Origin of the sequence: uncultured Phycicoccus sp. (assembly GCF_947495705.1) — a bacterium.
Lineage (GTDB): Bacteria > Actinomycetota > Actinomycetes > Actinomycetales > Dermatophilaceae > Phycicoccus.
This window is the reverse complement of the sequence record NZ_CANLZR010000002.1, coordinates 251,222-272,784: the sequence shown is the minus strand read 5'-3', so window position 1 is coordinate 272,784 and position 21,563 is coordinate 251,222. Positions and strand designations below refer to the sequence as shown.

The following is a 21,563-nucleotide window of genomic DNA, read 5'->3' as shown; positions in this document are numbered from 1 at the left end:
CAAGACAAATCTTACCGGAGGACGCGCGATCGGGACAGCCCGCGGGTCGGGCGGCGACCGGCGGGTCAGCCGAGCTCGTCCAGGGCGGCGCGCAGCGGGGGCAGGACCTCGGGCCGGGCGACGACGAGGTCGGGCAGCCACGGGTCGGGGCGGTTGTAGCGCAGCGGGGAGCCGTCGACCCGGGTGGGCGCCAGCCCGTGCCCGAGCGCCACCGCCACCGGCGCCGCGGAGTCCCACTCGTACTGGCCGCCGGCGTGGACGTACGCGTCGGCCGTCCCGTCCAGGACCGCGGTGGCCTTGACCCCGGCCGAGCCCATCGGCACCAGGGTGGCGCCGAGCCGCTCGGCGAGGGCCAGGACGAAGCGCGGTGGTCGGCTGCGGCTCACGGCGAGCCGCACCGGGCCGTCCGGGCGCGGCGGCAGGGGGACCGGGCGGTCCATCCGGTGCAGGGCGTCGCGGGCCGGGAGCGCGACGGCCCCCGCGACGAGCGCGCCGTCCTGCCAGAGCGCGACGTGCACGGCCCAGTCGTCGCGGGGGCGCTCCGAGAACTCCCGGGTCCCGTCGAGCGGGTCGACGATCCACACCCGGCTCGCGCTGAGGCGCCGTGAGTCGTCGGCCCCCTCCTCGCTGAGCACCGCGTCGCCGGGACGCAGGCGACCGAGCAGCCCCACGATGTGCTCGTGGGCGGCGGCGTCACCGGCGTCCTTGAGGTCCCGGCCCTCGAGGTCGGTGCGAGCGGCGCGCAGGGCGACGAGCAGCCGTCCGGTGTCCTGCGCGACCTCGGCGCAGACGGCGTGGTCGGTGGGGCCGGTCGTCACGGAGCAGTCCTGTCGTCGGCGGTGGGGGTGTCGGCGGTGGGGGGGAGGTGGTCCTCGTCGGCCCGGCCCGCGAAGGCGGGCAGCCCGTGCAGCCGGCGGAGCACCGCCCAGCCGAGCGGGCCGAGGACGAGCAGCGCGGCCCCGGTGGCCCCGACGGCCTCCGGCGGGACGCGCAGCAGGCTGAGCCCGGTGAGCGTGAGGACGATGACGATGCCGCGACGGACCGCCTGCGAGGGCACCCACGCCGCGAGCCGCGCCCCGAGGAAGGTGCCGGGTGCGCCGCCGAGCACGAGCGGGACGAGCACCGCCCAGTCGACCCCGGTGACGATGACGTGGCCGATGGCCGCGGCGACGACGAGGGGGACGGCCTGCACGAGGTCGGTCCCTACGAGACGCTTGGCCGACAGCGCCGGGTAGAGGAGCAACAGGGCGATCATGATGATCGACCCCGACCCGACGCTCGTGACCCCGACGAGGAGCCCGCCGACGGCGCCCACCACGACGGTGGGGACGACCCGCACGGGCCGCTGCGGCCCGGTGCCGTGGCCCCAGCCGCGGAAGACCGACCCGTAGACGCGCAGGGTGTACGTCGCCGCGGTGAGGAGCAGGGTCGCCCCGATGGCCAGGCGCAGCAGCTCCTGCTGCTCCTCGCCGGACCCGAGCCGGCCGACGATGAAGGCGCCGACGAGGGCGAAGGGCACCGATCCCACGACGAGGAGCCCGGCCAGCCTCAGGTCGGGCGACCCGCGCCGCGCGTGCACGGCGGCGCCGACGGACTTGTTGAACGCCGCGGCGACGAGGTCGTTCGCGACGGCCGCCGTCGGGGGGACGCCGAGGAAGACCAGGGCCGGGGTCATCAGCGCCCCACCGCCCATGCCGGTGAGGCCGACGACGACCCCGACGGCCAGGCTGACGACGAGGACGACGAGCGCGTCGGCGGTGAGGATGGCTTCAGGCATCGGCGTCCGTCCGGCGCCCGGCCCCGCCGAGGAGGTCCAGGACGAGGTCGGCGCAGCCCGCGACGTCCCGGCCGGTCGTGTCGAGGCGCAGGTCCGGGTGCTCGGGCTCCTCGTAGGGCGCCGAGATGCCGGTGAAGTCCGCGATGTCGCCGCGCCGGGCGGCGGCGTACAGGCCCTTGCGGTCGCGGCGCTCGCACTCGGCGAGCGGGGTGGCGACATGGACGAGGACGAAGCGCGCGCCGCGGTCGCTGGCCATCCGGGCCACCTCGCGGCGCACGGCGTCCTCGGGTGCGATGGGGCTGCAGATCGCGATGCCGCCGTGGTGGGCGACCTCGGCGGCGACCCAGCCGATCCGCAGCACGTTGGTCCGGCGGTCGGCGGGGGAGAACCCCAGCCCGGCGGTGAGGTGTCGGCGGACGACGTCACCGTCGAGCAGCGTGACCGGGGTGCCGTCCTCGACGAGGCGGGTGGCCACGGCGCGCGCCACCGTCGACTTCCCGGAGCCGGAGAGCCCGGTGAGCAGGACGACGACGCCCGCCTCGTCGCGTGGTCCGCGCTCGGTCGGCCCGTCGGTCGCCGCGTCGTCGTGCGGCGCGGGCCGGAGCGTGGGGTCGAGGCCGAGCGTCCGCAGCAGCGCGGACCTGCGGGCGGGGTCGCCCGGGGGCAGTGGGACGACGCCGACCCAGGCGTCCGCGCAGGTGGACGCGGACCGGACGGCTGCGCGGACGGTGTCGTTGCCCTCGGACGGGCCGTCGAGCGAGGTGGACGCCAGGACGAGGACGTGGGCGCGGTCCGGCAGTGCGGAGGGGACGTGGGCCGCCGCCTCGACGAGCACGACGTCGGCGCCGGCCAGGTCGACCGGGGCGTCCAGGTGGTGGCGCCGGAAGGGTCGCGGGGACGGCTCCGCCAGCCAGGTGGGCGACCCGAGCAGGCACCCGTCGCCGGTCCGGGTCACGTCGAGCACCCGCGCGACGGGGACGCCCTCGGGGTCCAGGACCACCAGCGTGCCCGCCGCGACGGCCGCCGCGGCCACCTCGGCCGGGGCCGGCAGCGGCCGCATCGTGGCGTCCGGGCCGTAGAGCCCGCGGCGGAGCACCTCGAGGTCGTCGAGGTCCTCCCGAGCAGGGCAGAACGCGGGCGGGCTGTCGGTCACGGAGCCAGTGTGCCAACGGAGCCCGTCCCTCGTTCCGGACGCGGCAGAACTGGACGGGCCCCGCCGGTATGGTCAGCAGCGTTGTCAGGGACGAGAGGTGAAACCCGTGCAGACCCCCGCCGACTACCGGCTGTCGCACCTCGACGAGCTGGAGTCCGAGTCGATCCACATCTTCCGCGAGGTCGTGGCTGAGCTCGAGCGACCCGTCCTGATGTTCTCGGGGGGCAAGGACTCCATCGTCATGCTGCGGCTCGCCGAGAAGGCGTTCCACCCGGCGCGGCTGCCGTTCCCGCTGCTCCAGGTCGACACCGGCCTCGACTTCCCCGAGGTCCTGGCCACCCGCGACGCGTGGGTCGAGCGGCTCGGCGCCAACCTCGTCGTCGCCTCCGTCGAGGAGGCCATCGCCACCGGCATCGTCGTCGACGACGGCAAGACGAGCCGCAACCGGATGCAGACGGCGACCCTGCTCGACGCCATCGAGACCAACGGGTTCACCGCGGCCTTCGGCGGCGGCCGGCGCGACGAGGAGAAGGCGCGCGCCAAGGAGCGCGTCTACTCGCACCGTGACGACTTCGGCCAGTGGGACCCCAAGAACCAGCGCCCCGAGCTGTGGTCGCTGTACAACGGGCGGCTGCACGAGGGCGAGCACATGCGCGTCTTCCCGCTGTCGAACTGGACCGAGCTCGACATCTGGCACTACATCGCCCGTGAGCGCGTCGAGATCCCGTCCATCTACTTCGCCCACCGGCGCCGGGTCTTCGAGCGCGACGGGATGCTCCTCACCGAGAGCCCGCACAACCCGTGCCGCGACGGCGAGGTCGTGGCCGAGCGCACCGTCCGGTTCCGCACCGTCGGCGACCTCACCCTCACCGGCTGCGTCGAGTCCGCCGCGTCCACCCTCGAGGAGATCGTCGAGGAGGTCGCCGTCGCCCGGGTCACCGAACGGGGCGCCACCCGCGGCGACGACCGGTTCTCGGAGGCCGCCATGGAGGACCGCAAGAAGGAGGGGTACTTCTGATGGACCTGCTGCGCTTCGCCACGGCCGGCTCGGTCGACGACGGCAAGTCGACGCTCATCGGCCGGCTGCTCCTGGACTCCAAGGCGATCTTCGAGGACCAGCTCGAGGCCGTCGAGGCCACCTCGAAGACCCGGGGCTACGACTACACCGACCTCGCGCTGCTCACCGACGGCCTGCGCTCCGAGCGTGAGCAGGGCATCACGATCGACGTCGCGTACCGCTACTTCGCCACTCCGCGACGGAAGTTCATCATCGCCGACACCCCCGGGCACGTGCAGTACACCCGGAACATGGTGACCGGCGCCTCGACCGCCGACCTCGGGCTCGTCCTCGTCGACGCGCGCCAGGGGCTCACCGAGCAGTCCCGGCGGCACGCCGTCCTCCTGTCGCTGCTGCGGGTCCCGCACCTCGTCCTCGCGGTGAACAAGATGGACCTCGTCGACTACGACCAGGAGGTCTTCGAGCGGATCCGTCAGGAGTTCGTGACCTTCACGCAGCGGCTCAACGTCCCGGACCTCGCCGTCATCCCCCTGTCAGCGCTCAAGGGCGACAACGTCGTGACCCGCAGCGAGCACATGCCCTGGTACGAGGGCTCCTCGCTCATGCACCACCTCGAGAACGTGCACATCGCCTCGGACCGCGACCTGCGCGACGTCCGCTTCCCCGTGCAGTACGTCGTCCGGCCCAAGTCCGACGACTACCACGACTACCGCGGCTACGCGGGCCGGGTCGCCAGCGGCGTGCTCAAGCCCGGCGACGAGGTCATGGTCCTGCCGAGCGGGCTCACGAGCCGGATCGCGGGGATCGACGTCTTCGACCGGGAGGTCGGCGAGGCCTTCCCCCCGATGTCGGTCGTCGTCCGGCTCGAGGACGACCTCGACGTCTCGCGGGGCGACATGATCTGCCGGGTCAAGAACGCGCCGGAGCCCACCCAGGACGTCGACGCGATGGTGTGCTGGATGACCCGCGAGCCGCTGCGGCCGCGGCAGAAGCTCGCGATCAAGCACACGACGCGCGGTGCCCGGGCGCTGGTCAAAGACATCCAGTACCGCCTCGACATCAACTCCCTGCATCGCGACACCGAGACCCGCGAGCTGGGGCTCAACGAGATCGGCCGCGTCACGCTGCGCACCACCCAGCAGCTGCTCGTCGACCCGTACGAGCAGAACCGGACGACCGGCTCCTTCATCCTCATCGACGAGGCCACCGGCAACACCGTCGGCGCCGGGATGATCAACTAGGGGCGTGCTTCTCGCCTCGGCCAACGTCAACGGGATCCGGGCCGCCGTCCGCCGCGGCGGGCTCGACCGGCTCGCCGCGCTCGCGCCCGACGTCGTGACCCTGCAGGAGGTGCGGGCCGACGATGCCCAGCTGCGGGCAGCGTTGTCCGGCAGCGTGTTCGAGACGTGGGACCTCGCCCACAGCCCGTGCGTGACCAAGGGCCGCTCGGGGGTGGCCGTCCTGTCGCGGCACCCGGTCAAGGACGTCCGGACGGCTGTCGGCGCCGAGTTCGAGGGCGCCGGGCGCTGGGTGGAGGCCGATGTCGTCGTCGGCGGCGAGGCCGTCACGGTGGCGTCGGCGTACGTCCACACCGGTGAGGCGGGGACGCCGCGGCAGGACGAGAAGTACCGGTTCCTCGAGGCGCTGGGGGAGCGGGTCGCGTCGTGGGCGGCGCAGGGGCGGCCGGCGGTCCTCACCGGGGACCTCAACATCGCGCACACCGCCGACGACCTGAAGAACTGGAAGGGCAACCGGGGCAAGGCCGGGTTCCTGCCCGACGAGCAGGCGCACCTGGACCGGTGGGCCGCCGAGCACGGGCTCGTCGACGTGCACCGGCGGCTCCACGGGCCGGGCCCGGGGCCGTACACGTGGTGGTCCTGGCGCGGGAAGGCCTTCGACACCGACGCCGGCTGGCGCATCGACTACCAGCTCGCGACGGCACCCCTCGCCGCGCGGGCGGTGCGGGCGGACGTCGGCCGGGCGCCGACGTACGCCGAGCGCTGGAGCGACCACGCCCCGGTCCTCGTCGACTACGCCCTCTGACCCCGGCGCTTTCCCGACTTTTCATGCTGGCGTCCCCGCCGGACCGGCGTGGCGGCGGACGGGGGGCCTGAAAAGTCGGGGACGGACGGGGGTGGGGGCGGCGCCCGCCGCTACGGTCGAGGGGTGAGCCGGCAGCGACGGGAGAGGGCGGCATGGAGCATCACGACGTCCTGATCGTCGGTGGGGGCAATGCCGGCATCTCCCTGGCCGCTCGGCTGCTGCGCGACGGGGCGCAGGACGTCGCCATCGTGGAGTCCGAGTCCGTCCACCGGTACCGCCCGCTCCTGAACTACGTGGGAGCCGGGGAGGCGTCGATGGCCTTGCTGGAGCGGCCCGCTGCCTCGGTGATGCCCGACGGAGCCACCTGGATCCAGGCCGTGGTGGAGTCGGTCGACCCGGGCGGTCCGAGCGTGCTGCTGCGGGACGGCAGGCGGGTCGGCTGCGCCCGGCTCGTCGTGTGCCCCGGGCTGGAGGAGGACTGGGACGCCACCCCCGGCCTCGTCGAGGCGTACGCGGCGGGCTGGGCGGGGTCGACCTTCGTCGTCGAGACCGCGCCCCGGGTGTGGCCCGCGCTGCGGGACCTGGCCGGGGGGCGAGTGGTGTTCACGATGCCGCCCGAGCCGGCGCCGTGCAGCGCGACCGCCCTGAAGCCGCTGTTCATGGCCTGCGACCACTGGCGCCGCGCGGGAGTGCTCGACGACCTCGACGTCCACCTGGTCCTCCCGGGCAGCTCACCGATCGGGGTGCCGAGGGCCGACGCCCTGCTCGAGCGGACCCTGGCCTCGTACGGCGTGCAGGTGCTCCGGGACGCCAGGGTGAGCTCGGTCGGCGCGCGACGGGTCAGCGTCACGACCCCCGCGGGCGACCAGCACCTGGACGACCTCCGCTACGCCCATGTCGTCCCGCACTACCACGCACCCCGCTGGGTCGCCGAGAGCGACCTGGCCGGCGCCTCCGCGGCCGGCCTGGTCGACGTCGACCCGGCGACCCTGCGCCACCCCAGGCATGGCGCGGTGTGGTCGCTGGGCGACGTCGCGGACCTCGGCATCAAGCCCTCCGGCGGCGCACTGCGCAAGCAGGTGGCCGTGCTCACCCAGAACATGGCAGCCGCCGATGCCGGCGTGTTCGCCCGGTACGACGGCTACACCGTCATGCCGATCACGGTCGCCCGACACCGGCTGATGCTCGTCGAGATCGACCGCGACGGCCGGCCGGCCCCCACGGTCCCCTTCCCCGACCTCGTCCGACCTCGGCGGGCCACGTGGTGGGTCGACCGCTACGCCCTGCCGCAGACGTACTTCCGCCGCATCCTGCGCGGCAAGGTCTGACAGCTCCCGACTTCTCATGCTGGCGTCCGCGTCGATGCGTCACGGTGCGGCGTGTCGGCGGACCGTGGCCTGAAAAGTCGGGGGAGGCGCGGCTCAGCGGTAGTGCCCCTGGGCGTAGTCCTCGCCGGCCTCGACGGCACGCGGGACGCCCGCCACCACGGCGAGGAAGTGCTCGCGCTCGATCGACCACAGGACGACGTCGTCGAGAGCGATGACGGTGGCGGTGCGGGGGGTGTCGCGCAGCAGGGCGAGCTCGCCGAACCAGTCCCCGGGGCCGAGCCGGCGCACCGGCACGCGATCCATCACGACCTCCACCGTGCCGGACGCGATGACGGAGAACCGTTCCCCCGGCTCCCCCTGCCGGATGATCGTGGCGCCCGCGGCGACGGATGTCTCGCTCGCGTCCCGGGCGAGCCGGTCCACGACGCGCGGAGGCAGCACGGCGAGCAGGGGCACACCGCGGAGCAGGGCCAGCACATCGGCGGGCACCTCGGCCTCCCGGTCGATCCGGCGCAGCTGCGCGAGAGTGACCAGGACGAGCAGCGGCAGGAACGAGCCGGCCGCGATGAAGGCGCCGCGCGGCCCGACGAGCGCGACGAGGATCGGTGCCAGCAGCGAGCCCACCGCGAGGCCGCCACTGAGCATCGCCTCCTGGAGACCGAAGACCGCCGTGAGCAGCCGCTCGGGCAGGAGGCGCTGGACGAGGGTCCGGGCCGACACGTCGAAGAGGACCTTCCCGCAGCCGCTCGCGGCGATGAGGGCCACGGCGACGAGGGAGGTCTCGGCCAGCCCGGCGACGGCGAAGGCACCGCCGGCGAGGAGGCCGCCCACCAGGATGGCCGGAGACAGACGCTGCCGGCCGACGAGCAGCAGGGTCACGGCGGCGCCGACGAGCCCGCCGACCCCGAGCATCGCGTTGAGCAGCCCCGGCCCGGACTCGCCCATCGCGAGCAGGTCCAGTGCCAGCAGCACGAGCAGGATGTCGACCATTCCGATGAGGACGTACTCGGCCCCCACGAGCACGGTGAGAACCCGGGTGACCGGGTCTCGTACCACCTCGCGCAACCGGGCCCCGTGCGCGGCCGTGCCCGGGCCGGCGGGGAGGCGCGCGACGTCGAGCCTGGCGACGAGGGCCACCGCGACGCAGGAGAGGGTGCCCATCGTCATCAGCACGCCACCCGCGCCGAGCGGGACGATGAGCAGGCCGCTCAGCAGGGGCCCAGCGAGGATGGCCGCCGACTCCACCGACCCGGAGGCCGCGTTGCCCGCGGTCAGCTCGGCGGTCGTCTCGGAGAGCTCGGGGAGCAGGGCGTTGTGCACCGGGCGCGTCGTCGCCACCGTGACCGACGCGACCGCGGCCAGCGCGGCCACCACCGCGAACTGCGCCCCCGCGGCGAGCGCCGCGCCGCAGCCGATGAACGCCAGGGCCTGCGCGGCGTACCCGAGGGCCAGCGCCCGGCCGTGTGCGAGGCGCTCGGCGAGGAGGGCCAGCCCCGGGGCGAAGACCGCCGCCGGGACGAGCTGGACGAGGGCGACGAGGCTCGCGGCCCGCACCCCGCCGTAGCCGTAGGCCCAGACGAGCACCGCGATCCAGGTCGCCCACTCGACGATGTTGAAGAGGAGGAAGGCGATGAGCACCCGCCGGAGGCGCGGGTTGCGCAGCACGCCGAGGAGCACCTCGGTCCGGCCCTGCGACGGAGGGGCGAGGCTGGGGGAGCCGTCCACAGCGCAGTCCTTTCCCCGCCGCCATTCACCATGGCTGCGCAGTGGTCGTCACGATAGGCCGCCAGGGGCTCGCCGACCAGAGCCGCAGCCGTCGGGTCCGGCTGTGGGGGAGTCAGATGTCGCGCGCGGCAGGGGGGCCGGCGGTGACGGGGAAGCACTGCGGCTCGGCCCAGCCCCGGGCGGCGAACGCGGCCCGCACGGCGACGGCCGCGTCGTCCGCGGCGTCCTCCGGGACCAGGGCGATGCTCGAGCCGCCGAAGCCCCCGCCGGTCATCCGGGCCCCCAGCGCGCCGGCACCCTCGGCGGCCTCGACGGCGACGTCGAGCTCGGCGCAGCTCACCTCGTAGTCGTCGCGCAGCGAGGCGTGCGAGGCGCGGAACAGCCGACCGACCTCCGCGAGGTCCCCGTCGCGCAGCGCCGCGACCGCCGCCTCGACCCGGGCGATCTCGGTGACGACGTGCCGGGTCCGCTGCCGCAGCTCGTCCGTGGAGAGCCGGGCCAGTGCCTCGTCGAGCGCGCCCGGCGGTACCTCGCGCAGGGTCGCGACCCCGAGCTCCGCGGCAGCCTGCTCGCAGGCCCGCCGCCGCTTCTCGTACTGCCCGTCGTTGAGCGCGTGCGAGGCGCGGGTGTCGGTGACGAGCAGGACGTGCCCGGCCGCGGCGAGGTCGAAGGGAACGTGCTCGGTGGCTCCGTCGCGGCAGTCCAGCAGCAGGGCGGACCCGGTGCGGCACAACAGCGCCGCGGACTGGTCCATGCCGCCGGTCGCGGCGCCGGCGACCTCGTTCTCGGCCCGGACGCAGGCCCGCGCCAGCCGGGCCCGCGCCGCGTCGTCGGCGAGCAGGCCGAGCCCGAACAGGTCGCTGGCCGCTGCCCCCACGGCGCACTCGAGCGCCGCGGAGCTCGACAGTCCCGCCCCGACCGGCACCGCGCTGTCGACCGTGACGTCCATCCCGCGGACCTCGCACCCGTCGGCGCGCAGGGCCCACAACACCCCCGCCGCGTACGCCGTCCACCCGTGCGGGCTCCCCGGGCCGACGTCCCCCAGCGCCACCTCGACGGTCTCGCCGGCCTGCACCGAATGGATCCGCAGGAGGTCGTCGCCGCGCGCCGAGCAGGCCGCGGCCGTGCGCTGCGGCAGCGCGATCGGCAGCGCGAGGCCGCCGTTGTAGTCGGTGTGCTCGCCGATGAGGTTGACCCGGCCCGGGGCCGACCACACCCCCGCGGGGTCGGCGCCGAACACGTCGCGATGGGTCCGGGCGGGGCTCGTCATGCCGGTGAGTCTAGGCAGGAGCGACAGGGCACAATGGGGCGATGCCCGCCGCCTCCACCGCCGATGCCGCACGCCCCCGCATCCTGTCCGGGATGCAGCCGACCAGCGACTCGCTGCACCTCGGCAACTACCTCGGGGCGCTGGTCAACTGGGTCGGGCTCCAGGACGACTTCGACGCCTACTACTTCGTCGCCGACCTGCACGCCCTCACGGTGCCCACCGACCCGCAGGTGCTGCGCCGTCGCACGCGGGCGACCGCCGCCCAGTTCATCGCGGGCGGCGTCGACCCCACCCGCTCGGCGGTGTTCTGCCAGAGCCATATTCCCGCGCATGCTGAGCTCGGCTGGGTCATGAACTGCCTCACCGGCGACGGCGAGGCGCGGCGGATGACCCAGTTCAAGGACAAGGTCGCCAAGGGGCAGAGCGCCAGCGTGGGCCTGCTCACCTACCCGATGCTCATGGCCGCCGACATCCTCATGTACGACGCGGCCTACGTCCCCGTCGGCGAGGACCAGCGCCAGCACCTCGAGATCACCCGCGACCTCGCCGAGCGGTTCAACACCCGCTTCGGCGAGACGCTCGTCGTGCCCGACCCGTACATCGTCAAGGGCGCGGCGAAGATCATGGACCTCCAGGAGCCCACTGCCAAGATGAGCAAGACGGGGTCCTCGCCCAAGGGCCTCATCGACCTCATGGAGGACCCCTCGCGGATCGCGAAGAACATCCGGTCCGCGGTCACCGACACCGACGCCGAGGTCCGCTACGACCCGGAGGGCAAGCCGGGCGTCTCCAACCTGCTCGTCATCCACTCGGTGCTCTCGGGCACCCCGGTGGCCGACGTGGCCGACGCCTTCGCCGGGCGCGGCTACGGGGACCTCAAGCAGGAGGTCGCCGACGTCGTCATCGAGGCCCTGACCCCCTTCCAGCAGCGGATGAGCACCCTGCTCGACGACCCCGCGGAGCTCGACCGGATCCTCGCCGACGGTGCCGACCGGGCGGCCGAGGTCGCGCACGCCACGATGTCGAGGGTGCGCGACGCCGTCGGCCTGCTGCCGGCCGCGCGCTGAGGAGTCCGGTCATGCCCGTCCACGGAGTCGCCGTCACCATCCCCGAGCCCTGGGGGAGCCGGCTGCAGGCCGCCCGCCGCGACGTCGGGGACCCGATGGCCGAGGCGATCCCGCCGCACGTCACGCTCCTGCCGCCGACCGCCGTCGAGCCGGAGGCCGTCGACGACTTCGTCCGGCACCTCGGCGACGTGTGCGCGGGCGTGGCTCCGTTCGACATGGTGCTCTCTGGGACGGGCACGTTCCGGCCGGTGTCGCCGGTGGTCTTCGTGCAGGTCTCGCGCGGCATCGCGGCGTGCGAGGTGCTCGAGGCGGCGGTGCGGTCGGGGCCGGTGACCCGGGTCCTGGAGTTCCCGTACCACCCGCACGTGACGATCGCCCACCACCTCGGCGACGACGAGCTCGACCGGGCCTTCGAGGACCTCGCGGACTTCCGGTGCGAGTTCGCCGTCGGCACCGTCGAGCTGTACCTCCACGACAGCGACGGGGTCTGGCGCGCCGTCCGCTCCTTCGACCTCACCGGGACGACGATCGCCTGAGCCGCCGCGGGCACCCCCCGGAGCCGAGGAACGAGGGGCGGGCGGCGAGTACCCTCACAGCCATGCCTGATGTCGAGGGGTTCTGGGCCGTCGTTCCCGCAGGTGGGGCGGGCACCCGGCTGTGGCCGCTGAGCCGAGCGGGGCGCCCGAAGTTCCTGCTCGACCTCACCGGCAGCGGGCGCACCCTGCTCCAGGCCACCGTCGACCGGCTCGTACCGCTGACGTCGGACCGCGTCGTCGTCGTCACCGGAGCCGCCCACGCCGAGGCCGTGCGGGGCCAGCTGCCCGACCTCGACGGCGCCCGGATCCTGGCCGAGCCGGCCCCGCGTGACTCGATGGCCGCCATCGGGCTCGCCGCCGCCGTCGTCGAGCGCACGGACCCCGACGCGGTCATCGGCTCGTTCGCCGCCGACCACGTCATCCCCGAGGTCGGCGCCTTCCACGCCGCCGTCCGCGAGGCCGTCGAGGTCGCCCGCGAGGGCCATCTCGTCACCCTCGGCGTCGAGCCGACGCACCCGGCCACCGGCTTCGGCTACATCCGGGCCGGTGACCCGCTCGCCGGGTTCGCGACCGCGCTGCACGCCGTGGAGTTCGTCGAGAAGCCCGATGCCGAGCGCGCCGCCGCCTACCTCGCGTCCGGTGAGTTCCGGTGGAACGCCGGCATGTTCGTGGTCCGGGCCGGCGTGCTCCTCGACCTGCTCGGGCGCTGGCACCCCGATCTGGCGGAGGGCCTGCGGGCGATCGCGGCCGACCCGTCGCGGCTCGACGACCTGTGGCCGGGGCTCGAGAAGATCGCCATCGACCACGCCGTCGCCGAGCCGGCCGCCGACGCCGGCCGGGTCGTCGTCGTGCCTGCCCCGTTCGGCTGGGACGACGTCGGGGACTTCGCGAGCCTCTCGAGCCTCCTGCCGCACGGCGACGGGCCGGTGACGGTCGTCGGGGACGCCGCCGACGTGACGAGCGTCGACACCGAGGGGCTCGTCGTCGCCGCCGGTGGCCGGCGGGTCGCCGTCGTGGGGCTCGACGACGTCGTGGTCGTCGACACCCCGGACGCCGTCCTCGTCACGACCCGGGCCCGGGCGCAGGACGTGAAGAAGGTCGTCGACGCCCTCAAGGCGTCGGGCCGCACCGACCTCACGTGACGTCGCGCCGGTCGTAGGCGACGGCCCCGGCGAGGACGAGCGCCGCGGCGAGCAGGGTGAGCGCCAGCGCCTCCGTGGCCGCGAACGAGCCTCCCGGCAGCTGGGACAGGTGCGTGAACGGGGAGAGGTCGACGACCCACCCCGGCAGCTGCATCGTCGGGCCGAGCTCGCCGACGACGAACGCCACGAGGGCCACCCCCCACGCGGTCGGGGCGAACCGTGGGGTGGCGCCGGCCAGCAGGGCCGCGACCCCGATGAGCACCCAGACCGCCGGCAGGGTCGCGAGCGACGCGGCGAGGGTCTCGCCGACGCCCGGGGCCGCGGCGCTGGTCCGCGAGCCGACGAACCCGACGACGAGTCCGACGACGGTCATCAGGACGGCTGGCAGGACGATCCCGACGGCGACGTGCGCGCCGTACCAGTGCGCCCGCCGGGTGGGGGTGGCGAGGACGGACTCGGTGAGCCCCGCTCGCTCGGCCGCGGTGAGGCGCAGCACGAGCCCGATGCCGGCGGCGGCGACCGCGATGGCGACGAACTTCGTCTCCGTCGCGAGGTAGATCTCCTCGACGCTCCCGGCGCTGCCGCCGATCGCCTCCAGGACCTGGCGCATCTGCGGGTTGTCGGCGAGGCTGCCGATGGACCCCATGAGCGAGCCGACGACGGCCCCGCCGAGGACGAGCCCCACGACCCAGCCGACGAGGGTGCCCGTCGCGAGCCGGGCGGCGAGCCCCAAGGGGCCGCCGAGGGAGCGGCCCGCCCGGGACGGCCCGCTCCGCGCCGGGAGCAGCCCGGCGCCGAGGTCGCGCCGGTCCAGGACGGCCACGGCGCCGGTGACGCCGACGACGAGCACACCCACGCCGAGGCCGAGCACCCACAGCCGGTCAGCGCCGTACGGCTCGACCCGTCCGGCCCAGCCGAGGGGCGAGAGCCAGCCGAGGGCGTGCACGGCGCTGCCCTCGGTCGCGGTGTCGCCGGCGGCCCGCACGAGGTACGCGGCGCCGACGGCACCGAACGCCAGGCCCCCGGCGCCGCGGGTGGTCGACGCCACCTGGACGGCGAGGGCGGCGATACCGACCATCGCGAGACCGGCCGTGGCCCACGACACGGCGAACGCCAGGGAGCCCCGGCCGTCCAGCCCGAGGGCGGCCAGCCCGGCGCCGGCCAGCGCGCTTGCCACGAGGACGGCGCCGACGGCGAGGGTGACGGCGGAGGCGAGCGGCGCCCAGCGCCCCACGACGCCGGCGCTGACCAGCTCGAGCCGCCCGTCGTCCTCCTCGGTCCGGGTGTGTCGGCGGACGACGACGAGCGCGAGGATGCTGGTGAGGACGGCACCCATCATCACCGTCTTGAAGACCGCCAGGGCGTCGGCGGTGGGCGAGCCCAGCGGGCCGTACATCGCGACGACCGCGGGGTTGGCGATGATCTCGCCCAGACCCGCCGCGGCCGTCGCGTCGTCGGGGTAGATGTCCAGGGTCGCCCGGGCGGAGCCGAGGGCGAGGACGAGCAGCCCGAGGATGCTCGCCGGGATCAGTACCCGGTCGCGGCGCACGGCGAGGCGCAGCAGCTCGGCCGTGCCGGCGAGGCGGGTCATGTCGGCACCTCCTCGTAGGCCGGGCTGGTGCGGTCGTAGCGGGCGAGGAAGAGCTCTTCGAGGGTCGGTGGCTGGCACGTGAGCCCGGTGACCCCCCGGCGGGCGAGCTCGGCGACGAGGGTGCCGAGGTGCTCGGCCTCGACCGCGCAGCTCAGGTGGGTGCCGTCGACGGCGACGTCGCCGACCCCGGGCCAGCGGCTCGCCTCGGCCACGTCCGGGACGTCGGTGAGCGAGGCGCGCACCCGCGTGCGGGTGAGCCCGCGGAGCTCGGCGAGGCTGCCGGAGTCCACGACCTTGCCGGCCCGCACGATGCTCACCCGGTCGCAGGCGCGCTCGACCTCACTGAGGATGTGGCTCGAGAGCAGGACGGTGCGCCCGTCGCGGCGCACCGCCACCAGCTCGTCCTGGAAGACCTGCTCCATCAGCGGGTCGAGGCCGGCGGTGGGCTCGTCGAGCAGGAGCAGCCGGGCGTCGCTGGCCAGGGCCGCGATGAGGGCCACCTTCTGCCGGTTGCCCTTGCTGTACGCCTTGCCCTTCTTCGTCTCGTCGAGCTCGAACCGCTCGACGAGGTGGCGGCGGCGGTCCTCGTCGACACCGCCGCGGAGCCGGCCGAGGAGGTCGATGGTCTCGCCGCCGGTGAGGGTCGGCCACAGCACGACGTCCCCCGGGACGTAGGCGAGGTCGCGGTGCAGCTCGGTGGCGTCGTGCCAGGGGTCCCGGCCCAGGACGCTCGCAGTGCCGGCGTCGGGGCGGAGGAGGCCGAGGAGGGCGCGCAGGGTCGTCGACTTGCCGGAGCCGTTGGGCCCGAGGAAGCCGTGCACCTCGCCCTCGGCCACGGTGAGGTCCAGCCCGTCGAGGGCGACGGTGCGGCCGAACGCCTTGCGCAGGCCCGAGACGGTGATCGCGTCAGTCACATCCTCGACGCTACACCTGGTTCACAAGATTGTGAATGTTGTAACGTTCGCCCCATGACGACTGCCGACCCCCGACTGCAGGATGTCGCGCTGCCCCCCGCCGACGTCGTCGAGCGGCTGGGCGGCGCGCTGGCCGACCTCGGGATGCAGGTGCAGCCGGCCCGCGTGTTCGCGGCGCTGCTCGCCACCGAGGACGGCCGGCTCACCTCGGCCCAGCTCGCCGACGTCCTCGACATCAGCCCCGCCGCCATCTCCGGGGCGGTGCGCCACCTCGCCCAGGTCCGGATGATCCGCCGGGAGCGGACGCGGGGGTCGCGGCGGGACGTGTACGTCGTCCAGGACGACGCGTGGCACGACGTCCTCGTGCAGAAGGACACCCTGTACCGGCCGCTCGTCGCGGCGCTCGCCGCCGCCCACGACCGGGTGGGGCCCCACACCCGGGCCGGGGAGCGGATGCAGCTGTCGGTCGAGTTCCTGGAGTTCGTCCAGCGCGAGATGGGGGCCATGGCGGTGCGGTGGGAGGAGTACAAGCCCGACCGGGCGGCCGGCGCCGTCCGCCGGGGTTGACGACGCGTCCCCGCCCGGCGGTGCCGCCGTCGGCCGGAAACCCGGACCTGCCCGGCCGGGCGGCCCGTCCGGCGTAGACTCGGCGATCCCATGAACGATGATGCCCTCCTCGCCGCCCTCGGCGAGCGCATCACCTCGCTGTCACCCGAGCTCATCGACCTCCGGCGGGACTTCCACGCCCATCCCGAGCTGTCCCGCGAGGAGACGCGCACGACCGAGTCGGTGGCCCGACGCCTGGCGGACGCCGGCGTGGCCGTCCGGCGGCTCCCCGGCACCGGTGTCGTCGCCGATGTCGGCGCCCCCGAGCCGCAGTACCGGGTCGCCCTGCGCGCCGACATGGACGCGCTGCCGGTGCGCGAGCGCTCCGGGCTGCGCTACGGCTCGAAGAACCCCGGGGTGTGCCACGCGTGCGGGCACGACGTGCACACGGCCGCCCTCGTCGGAGCCGTCATCGCGCTGCACGCGGTCGAGGAGTCCCTCGCCGAGCGGGGCATCGCCGTGCGCGCCATCTTCCAGGCGGCCGAGGAGGTCATGCCCGGCGGTGCCATCGACGCCATCGCGGCGGGCGCCCTCGAGGACGTCGACAGCATCTTCGCCGTCCACTGCGACCCGAGCATCGACGTCGGCGAGGTCGGGCTGCGTGAGGGCGCGCTGACGGCCGCGGCCGACCAGATCGCGGTGACCCTGCACGGGCGCGGCGGCCACACCTCGCGCCCCCAGCTCACCGAGGACCTCGTCTACGCGCTGGCCAAGGTCGTCACCGACGTCCCGGCCGTCCTGGGCCGACGGCTCGACCCGCGCACCGGCGCGGCGCTGGTGTGGGGGATGGTCGGCGCCGGCCGGGTCGCCAACGTCATCCCGTCCACGGGGGAGTGCCGCGGCACGCTGCGGATGCTCGACGCCGAGTCGTGGCTGACGGTCGGGCCGCTCCTGGAGGAGATCGTCCACGGCGTCGTCCAGCCCTACGGGGTGCAGGCGAAGGTGGAGCGCCTCAAGGGGGTCCCGCCGGTCGTCAACACCGGCGACGGGATCTCCGCGCTGCGTCGGGCGGCACTCGCGAGCCGGGTCGCGCCCGTCCAGACGGCGCAGTCCCTGGGCGGCGAGGACTTCTCGTGGTACCTCGCGCACTGCACCGGGGCGATGGCCCGCCTCGGCACCCGGACCCCCGGGGGCCCGACGTACGACCTGCACCAGGGCGACCTCGTCGTCGACGAGCGTTCCGTCGCCCTCGGGGCCCGTCTTCTCGCGTCCGTCGCCGTCGTCCGCGGCCTCGACGCCCGCCGCACCGCACCCCCGGAGGACACCGCATGAGCGCCGACATCGACTGGGACGCCCTGCACGCCGAGGCCGTCCGGATGACCGAGCACGCGTACTGCCCCTACAGCGACTTCCCCGTCGGGGTCGCGGGGCTCGTCGACGACGGCCGGGTCGTCTCGGGGTGCAACGTCGAGAACGCGGGGTACGGGGTCACCCTCTGCGCCGAGTGCGGCATGGTCTCGCAGCTGCACGCCACCGGCGGCGGCCGGCTCGTCGCCGTGTACTGCGTCGACGGCCGGGGCGACACCCTGATGCCGTGCGGCCGGTGCCGGCAGCTGTTGTGGGAGAACGGCACTCCTGACACGCTGCTGCAGACCCCCGAGGGGGTCCGGACGATGCGCGAGATGCTGCCGCAGGCGTTCGGCCCTAACGACCTCGAGACCCGCCGCCCCTGATTTCCCGACTTTTCAGGCCGGCGTCCGCGCGACACGCGCTGCGTACCCGGCTGTGGGCCTGAAAAGTGGGGAACGCGGGGGCTGCCATGATGTCCGGATGAGCGAAGCCTTCGACGCCGTCGACGTCATCATCGCCAAGCGCGACCGCCACGAGCTGACCGACGAGCAGATCCGCTGGGTCGTCGACGCCTACACCCGCGAGGCCGTCGCCGAGGAGCAGATGAGCTCCCTGGCGATGGCGATCCTCCTCAACGGGATGACCCGCCGCGAGATCGCCACGTGGACCGCGGCGATGATCGCCAGCGGCGAGCGGATGGACTTCTCCGCGCTGTCCCGGCCGACCGCCGACAAGCACTCCACCGGCGGCGTCGGCGACAAGATCACCCTGCCGCTGGCCCCCCTCGTCGCCGTGTTCGACGTCGCGGTGCCGCAGCTCTCGGGCCGCGGGCTCGGGCACACCGGCGGCACACTCGACAAGCTCGAGTCGATCCCCGGCTGGCAGGCGGGCCTGTCGAACGAGGCGATGCTCCGCCAGCTCGAGGACGTCGGCGCGGTCATCTGCGCGGCGGGCTCCGGGCTCGCCCCTGCCGACAAGAAGCTGTACGCGCTGCGCGACGTCACCGGCACCGTCGAGGCCATCCCGCTCATCGCGTCCTCGATCATGAGCAAGAAGATCGCCGAGGGCACCGGCGCCCTGGTCCTCGACGTCAAGGTCGGCAGCGGCGCCTTCATGAAGAACCTCGAGGACGCCACCGAGCTCGCCCGCACCATGGTCGCCCTCGGGACGGACGCCGGCGTCACGACGGTCGCGCTGCTCACCGACATGTCGACCCCGCTCGGGCTCACCGCGGGCAACGCGCTCGAGGTCCGCGAGTCCGTCGAGGTGCTCGCCGGCGGCGGGCCCGCCGACGTCGTCGAGCTGACCGTCCGGCTGGCCGAGGAGATGTTGGAGGCCGCCGGCCGCGGCGGCCAGGACGTGCGCGCCGCCCTCACCGACGGGCGCGCCATGGACGCGTGGCGCCGGATGATCGCGGCCCAGGGCGGCGACCCCGACGCGACGCTGCCGGTCGCCGAGCACACCCAGGAGGTCAAGGCCACCTCCTCCGGGGTCCTCACCCGCCTCGACGCCTACGCCGTCGGGGTCGCGGCCTGGCGCCTCGGCGCCGGCCGCGCCCGCAAGGAGGACCCGGTGCAGGCCGGGGCCGGGGTCGAGATGCACGCGAAGCCCGGGGACACCGTGCGGGAGGGGGACGTGCTGCTCACCCTGCACACCGACACCCCGGAGCGGTTCGCCCGCGCCGAGGAGGCCCTCGACGGCGGCATCGAGATCGGCGGGACGGAGCCCGAGGCGACCTCCGTCGTGCTCGACCGCATCGCCTAGTGGCTCGACCGGCCCATTGCCGGGGGTGATCCTGCGGCCTACGGTCGAGGAGTCCTCGCCGGTCGGCGGGGTCTGTGGAAGGAACCCAATGCCGGAGTTCATGGATGTCCATCACGGAATGGTCGGGATCACGCCGGAGGGGCTGAGAGAGGCCCACGCCGCCGACGTCGCCATCCAGTCCGAGGAAGGCGTCGTCTTCAAGCACGCCTGGGCGGACCCGGAGTCAGGGGTCGCCTACTGCCTGTCCGAGGGTCCGTCGGCCGAAGCCGTCCAGCGGATCCACGAGCGGGCCGGCCACCCGTACGACGAGATCCACCCGGTCCCCGTCACGGCCTGAGCCGGTCGGGGTGGGGCCGGGGGGAGGCGCGGTCGCACTAGGGTGAGGCCGTGCCTCCCGCCTCCACCTCTGCCGTGCCCGCCTCCGTCGTCGCCCGCGCCCCGAAGGCGCTGCTGCACGACCACCTCGACGGCGGGCTGCGTCCGGCCACCGTCGTCGAGCTCGCCGAGGCCTCGGGCTACGACGCGCTGCCGACCACCGACCCGGAGGCGCTCGGCACCTGGTTCCGCGACGCCGCGGACTCCGGCTCCCTCGAGCGCTACCTCGAGACCTTCTCGCACACCGTCGCGGTCATGCAGACCGCGGAGCAGCTGACCCGGGTCGCACGCGAGTGTGCGCTCGACCTCGCGGCCGACGGCGTCGTGTACGCCGAGTCCCGGTTCGCCCCCGAGCTGCACGTGGAGGGTGGCCTGTCGCTGCCGCAGGTCGTCGAGGCCGTCCTCGCCGGCTTCCGGGAAGGCGAGCAGGAGGCGGCCGCCGCGGGCACCCCGATCCGGATGAGGGCGCTGCTCACGGCGATGCGGCATGCCGCCAACGGCCGCGAGATCGCCGAGCTCATGGTCGCCTACCGCGACCGGGGCGTCGGCGGCTTCGACATCGCCGGGGCCGAGGCGGGGTTCCCGCCCACCCGGCACCTCGACGCCTTCGAGTACCTCCAGCGCGAGAACGCGCACTTCACGATCCACGCCGGGGAGGCCTTCGGCCTGCCGAGCATCTGGGAGGCGCTGCAGTGGTGCGGCGCCGAGCGGCTCGGCCACGGGGTCCGGATCGTCGACGACATCACCGTCGGCGACGACGGCGAGACCACCCTCGGCCTGCTCGCGGCGTACGTGCGCGACCGCCGCATCCCGCTCGAGATGTGCCCGAGCTCGAACATCCAGACCGGGGCGGCCGAATCCGTCGCGACGCACCCGATCACGCTGCTCAAGGACCTGCGCTTCCGGGTGACGGTCAACACCGACAACCGGCTCATGAGCGGCACGTCGATGTCGCGCGAGATGCAGCTGCTCGTCGACGAGGCGGGCTGGACCCTCGAGGACCTGCGCTGGGCCACGATCAACGCGATGAAGTCGGCGTTCCTGCCCTTCGACGAGCGCCTCGAGCTCATCGAGCACGTCGTCAAGCCCGGCTACGCCGCGCTCGGGTCGGCGCGCTGACCCTCGCAGCTCAGCCCAACGGGTCGGCGCCGACGACCCGGTGCCGCAGCGCCTGCTCGCGGCCGAGCCGCTCGGTGTCGCGGCGCCGACGCTCGGCGATGACGGCCGCGAGGACGTACTCGCCGTGGAAGCCCGGCGGCGGCGCCGGTGCGACGTAGCGGAGCACCTCGCCCAGCAGCTGCCGGCCGATCGGCTCGCGGGACTCGGGGGTCAGGGCTCCGGCGCGGGCCAGGAACTGGCGGACGGCCACGGTGAGCCCCGACGGCAGGGCCGCGACGTCGGCCGAGCGCGCCCAGGCCTCGAGCGGGGCGGGCATCTGCGGGGGCGGCTGCAGGCGCAGCTTCGAGCGCTGGGTGACGACGTAGGTCCCTGCCGCCAGGTCGCCGAGCCGCTTGCACCGGGGGTTGACGATGGACGACACGAGCGGCGCGATGCCCGACAGGAGGTAGATCTCGACGAACCCGACGAGCGCCCGCGCGATGGCGTGCCGCGCCGTGATGGGGCCGCCGTCGTCGCGCACGACGCGCAGGCCGAGCGCGAGCTTGCCGAGGGTGCGCCCCCGGGTCAGGGTCTCGACGGTGGCCGGGAAGGCGACCGTGACCGCGACGACCCCGACGAGGGTGACGGCGGTGGCGACGGCGTTGGAGGTGTCGGCGACGAGCACGCCGAGCCCCCAGATCATGCCGATGAGGAGGGCGACGGCGACGGCGAGGTCGATGATCCCGCTGGCCGCGCGGTGCATCGTGCTCGCCACGGGCAGCTCGACGGCGACGCCCTCGCCCGTGACGACGTCCTCGGCGGCGTACGCCCGGTACCCGGTCCCGCGGCTGCCGCTCTCGTCCACG

General features: G+C 74.5%; 21 protein-coding genes. 13 read left to right on the top strand and 8 right to left on the bottom strand.

The annotated features are described in order from the left end of the window. Positions 1 to 65: 65 nt before the first annotated feature. Genes Q0963_RS04540 through cysC form a run of 3 tightly spaced genes read right to left on the bottom strand, consistent with a single transcriptional unit; the run spans position 66 to position 2,930 of the window. A complete protein-coding gene (locus Q0963_RS04540; protein ID WP_299443235.1) occupies positions 66 to 818 on the bottom strand; it encodes a 3'(2'),5'-bisphosphate nucleotidase CysQ in 753 nt (250 codons plus the stop codon). Further along, complete coding sequence (locus Q0963_RS04535; protein WP_299443233.1) at positions 815 to 1,777, bottom strand: sulfite exporter TauE/SafE family protein; 963 nt, start codon at positions 1,775 to 1,777, stop codon at positions 815 to 817. The genes Q0963_RS04540 and Q0963_RS04535 overlap by 4 nt, the downstream gene beginning before the upstream one ends. Continuing rightward, positions 1,770 to 2,930, bottom strand: coding sequence for an adenylyl-sulfate kinase (gene cysC / locus Q0963_RS04530; RefSeq protein ID WP_299443230.1), 1,161 nt, complete (start codon positions 2,928 to 2,930; stop codon positions 1,770 to 1,772). The genes Q0963_RS04535 and cysC overlap by 8 nt, the downstream gene beginning before the upstream one ends. A gap of 106 nt (positions 2,931 to 3,036) precedes the next feature. Here cysC and cysD point away from each other — a divergent pair, with 106 nt between their 5' ends. From cysD to Q0963_RS04510, 4 genes are all read left to right on the top strand, one after another. Further along, on the top strand, positions 3,037 to 3,948 hold the full coding sequence (cysD, locus tag Q0963_RS04525; RefSeq protein ID WP_299443227.1) for a sulfate adenylyltransferase subunit CysD: 912 nt from the start codon (positions 3,037 to 3,039) through the stop codon (positions 3,946 to 3,948). After that, complete coding sequence (locus Q0963_RS04520) at positions 3,948 to 5,189, top strand: sulfate adenylyltransferase subunit 1 (protein WP_299443224.1); 1,242 nt, start codon at positions 3,948 to 3,950, stop codon at positions 5,187 to 5,189. The genes cysD and Q0963_RS04520 overlap by 1 nt, the downstream gene beginning before the upstream one ends. 4 nt (positions 5,190 to 5,193) lie before the next feature. Beyond that, positions 5,194 to 5,991 carry an exodeoxyribonuclease III gene (locus tag Q0963_RS04515; protein ID WP_299443220.1) on the top strand — a complete coding sequence of 266 codons (798 nt, stop codon included), beginning with the start codon at positions 5,194 to 5,196 and terminating at the stop codon, positions 5,989 to 5,991. Positions 5,992 to 6,143: 152 nt separating this feature from the next. Next, positions 6,144 to 7,319 carry an FAD/NAD(P)-binding oxidoreductase gene (locus Q0963_RS04510; RefSeq protein ID WP_299443217.1) on the top strand — a complete coding sequence of 392 codons (1,176 nt, stop codon included), beginning with the start codon at positions 6,144 to 6,146 and terminating at the stop codon, positions 7,317 to 7,319. 93 nt (positions 7,320 to 7,412) lie between these two features. Here the strand turns inward: Q0963_RS04510 and Q0963_RS04505 are convergent, their stop codons facing one another. Further along, positions 7,413 to 9,044 carry a cyclic nucleotide-binding domain-containing protein gene (locus Q0963_RS04505; RefSeq protein ID WP_299443214.1) on the bottom strand — a complete coding sequence of 544 codons (1,632 nt, stop codon included), beginning with the start codon at positions 9,042 to 9,044 and terminating at the stop codon, positions 7,413 to 7,415. A 112-nt stretch (positions 9,045 to 9,156) separates the two neighbouring features. After that, the gene (gene galK, locus Q0963_RS04500; RefSeq protein WP_299443211.1) at positions 9,157 to 10,314 is read right to left on the bottom strand and encodes a galactokinase; all 1,158 of its coding nucleotides are present in this window, start codon (positions 10,312 to 10,314) and stop codon (positions 9,157 to 9,159) included. Positions 10,315 to 10,355: 41 nt separating this feature from the next. Here galK and trpS point away from each other — a divergent pair, with 41 nt between their 5' ends. The 3 genes from trpS (at position 10,356) to Q0963_RS04485 (ending at position 13,059) form a co-directional block, all read left to right on the top strand. Beyond that, positions 10,356 to 11,381 (top strand): tryptophan--tRNA ligase, encoded by a 1,026-nt coding sequence (trpS, locus tag Q0963_RS04495; protein ID WP_299443208.1) that lies wholly within the window; start codon positions 10,356 to 10,358, stop codon positions 11,379 to 11,381. Positions 11,382 to 11,392: 11 nt separating this feature from the next. Further along, positions 11,393 to 11,917 carry a 2'-5' RNA ligase family protein gene (locus Q0963_RS04490; protein ID WP_299443205.1) on the top strand — a complete coding sequence of 175 codons (525 nt, stop codon included), beginning with the start codon at positions 11,393 to 11,395 and terminating at the stop codon, positions 11,915 to 11,917. A 62-nt stretch (positions 11,918 to 11,979) separates the two neighbouring features. Beyond that, the gene (locus tag Q0963_RS04485) at positions 11,980 to 13,059 is read left to right on the top strand and encodes a mannose-1-phosphate guanylyltransferase (protein WP_299443202.1); all 1,080 of its coding nucleotides are present in this window, start codon (positions 11,980 to 11,982) and stop codon (positions 13,057 to 13,059) included. Here Q0963_RS04485 and Q0963_RS04480 read toward each other — a convergent pair. Together Q0963_RS04480 and Q0963_RS04475 are read right to left on the bottom strand one after the other, a co-directional pair. Continuing rightward, a complete protein-coding gene (locus Q0963_RS04480) occupies positions 13,052 to 14,650 on the bottom strand; it encodes an ABC transporter permease (protein ID WP_299443199.1) in 1,599 nt (532 codons plus the stop codon). The two genes, Q0963_RS04485 and Q0963_RS04480, sit on opposite strands and share 8 nt — an antisense overlap. After that, complete coding sequence (locus tag Q0963_RS04475; RefSeq protein WP_299443196.1) at positions 14,647 to 15,564, bottom strand: ABC transporter ATP-binding protein; 918 nt, start codon at positions 15,562 to 15,564, stop codon at positions 14,647 to 14,649. The genes Q0963_RS04480 and Q0963_RS04475 overlap by 4 nt, the downstream gene beginning before the upstream one ends. Positions 15,565 to 15,618: 54 nt before the next feature. Between Q0963_RS04475 and Q0963_RS04470 the strand changes: the two genes are divergently transcribed. The 6 genes from Q0963_RS04470 (at position 15,619) to Q0963_RS04445 (ending at position 20,718) form a co-directional block, all read left to right on the top strand. Then, entirely contained in the window at positions 15,619 to 16,131 is a 513-nt protein-coding gene (locus Q0963_RS04470; RefSeq protein WP_299443193.1) for a GbsR/MarR family transcriptional regulator, read from the top strand. A gap of 90 nt (positions 16,132 to 16,221) precedes the next feature. Beyond that, positions 16,222 to 17,442, top strand: a complete 1,221-nt coding sequence (locus Q0963_RS04465) for an amidohydrolase (RefSeq protein WP_299443190.1) — start codon at positions 16,222 to 16,224, stop codon at positions 17,440 to 17,442. Next, entirely contained in the window at positions 17,439 to 17,843 is a 405-nt protein-coding gene (locus Q0963_RS04460) for a cytidine deaminase (protein ID WP_299443187.1), read from the top strand. Before Q0963_RS04465 ends, Q0963_RS04460 begins: the two co-directional genes overlap by 4 nt. A gap of 97 nt (positions 17,844 to 17,940) precedes the next feature. Next, positions 17,941 to 19,224 (top strand): thymidine phosphorylase, encoded by a 1,284-nt coding sequence (locus tag Q0963_RS04455; RefSeq protein ID WP_299443183.1) that lies wholly within the window; start codon positions 17,941 to 17,943, stop codon positions 19,222 to 19,224. A gap of 88 nt (positions 19,225 to 19,312) precedes the next feature. Then, positions 19,313 to 19,561, top strand: a complete 249-nt coding sequence (locus Q0963_RS04450; RefSeq protein WP_367180027.1) for an SCO4226 family nickel-binding protein — start codon at positions 19,313 to 19,315, stop codon at positions 19,559 to 19,561. A gap of 50 nt (positions 19,562 to 19,611) precedes the next feature. Next, positions 19,612 to 20,718, top strand: coding sequence for an adenosine deaminase (locus Q0963_RS04445; protein ID WP_299443180.1), 1,107 nt, complete (start codon positions 19,612 to 19,614; stop codon positions 20,716 to 20,718). Between the two features lie 10 nt (positions 20,719 to 20,728). On the opposite strand, the gene Q0963_RS04440 is transcribed toward Q0963_RS04445, so the two are convergent. Further along, positions 20,729 to 21,562 carry an RDD family protein gene (locus Q0963_RS04440; protein ID WP_299443177.1) on the bottom strand — a complete coding sequence of 278 codons (834 nt, stop codon included), beginning with the start codon at positions 21,560 to 21,562 and terminating at the stop codon, positions 20,729 to 20,731. Position 21,563: the final 1 nt, after the last annotated feature.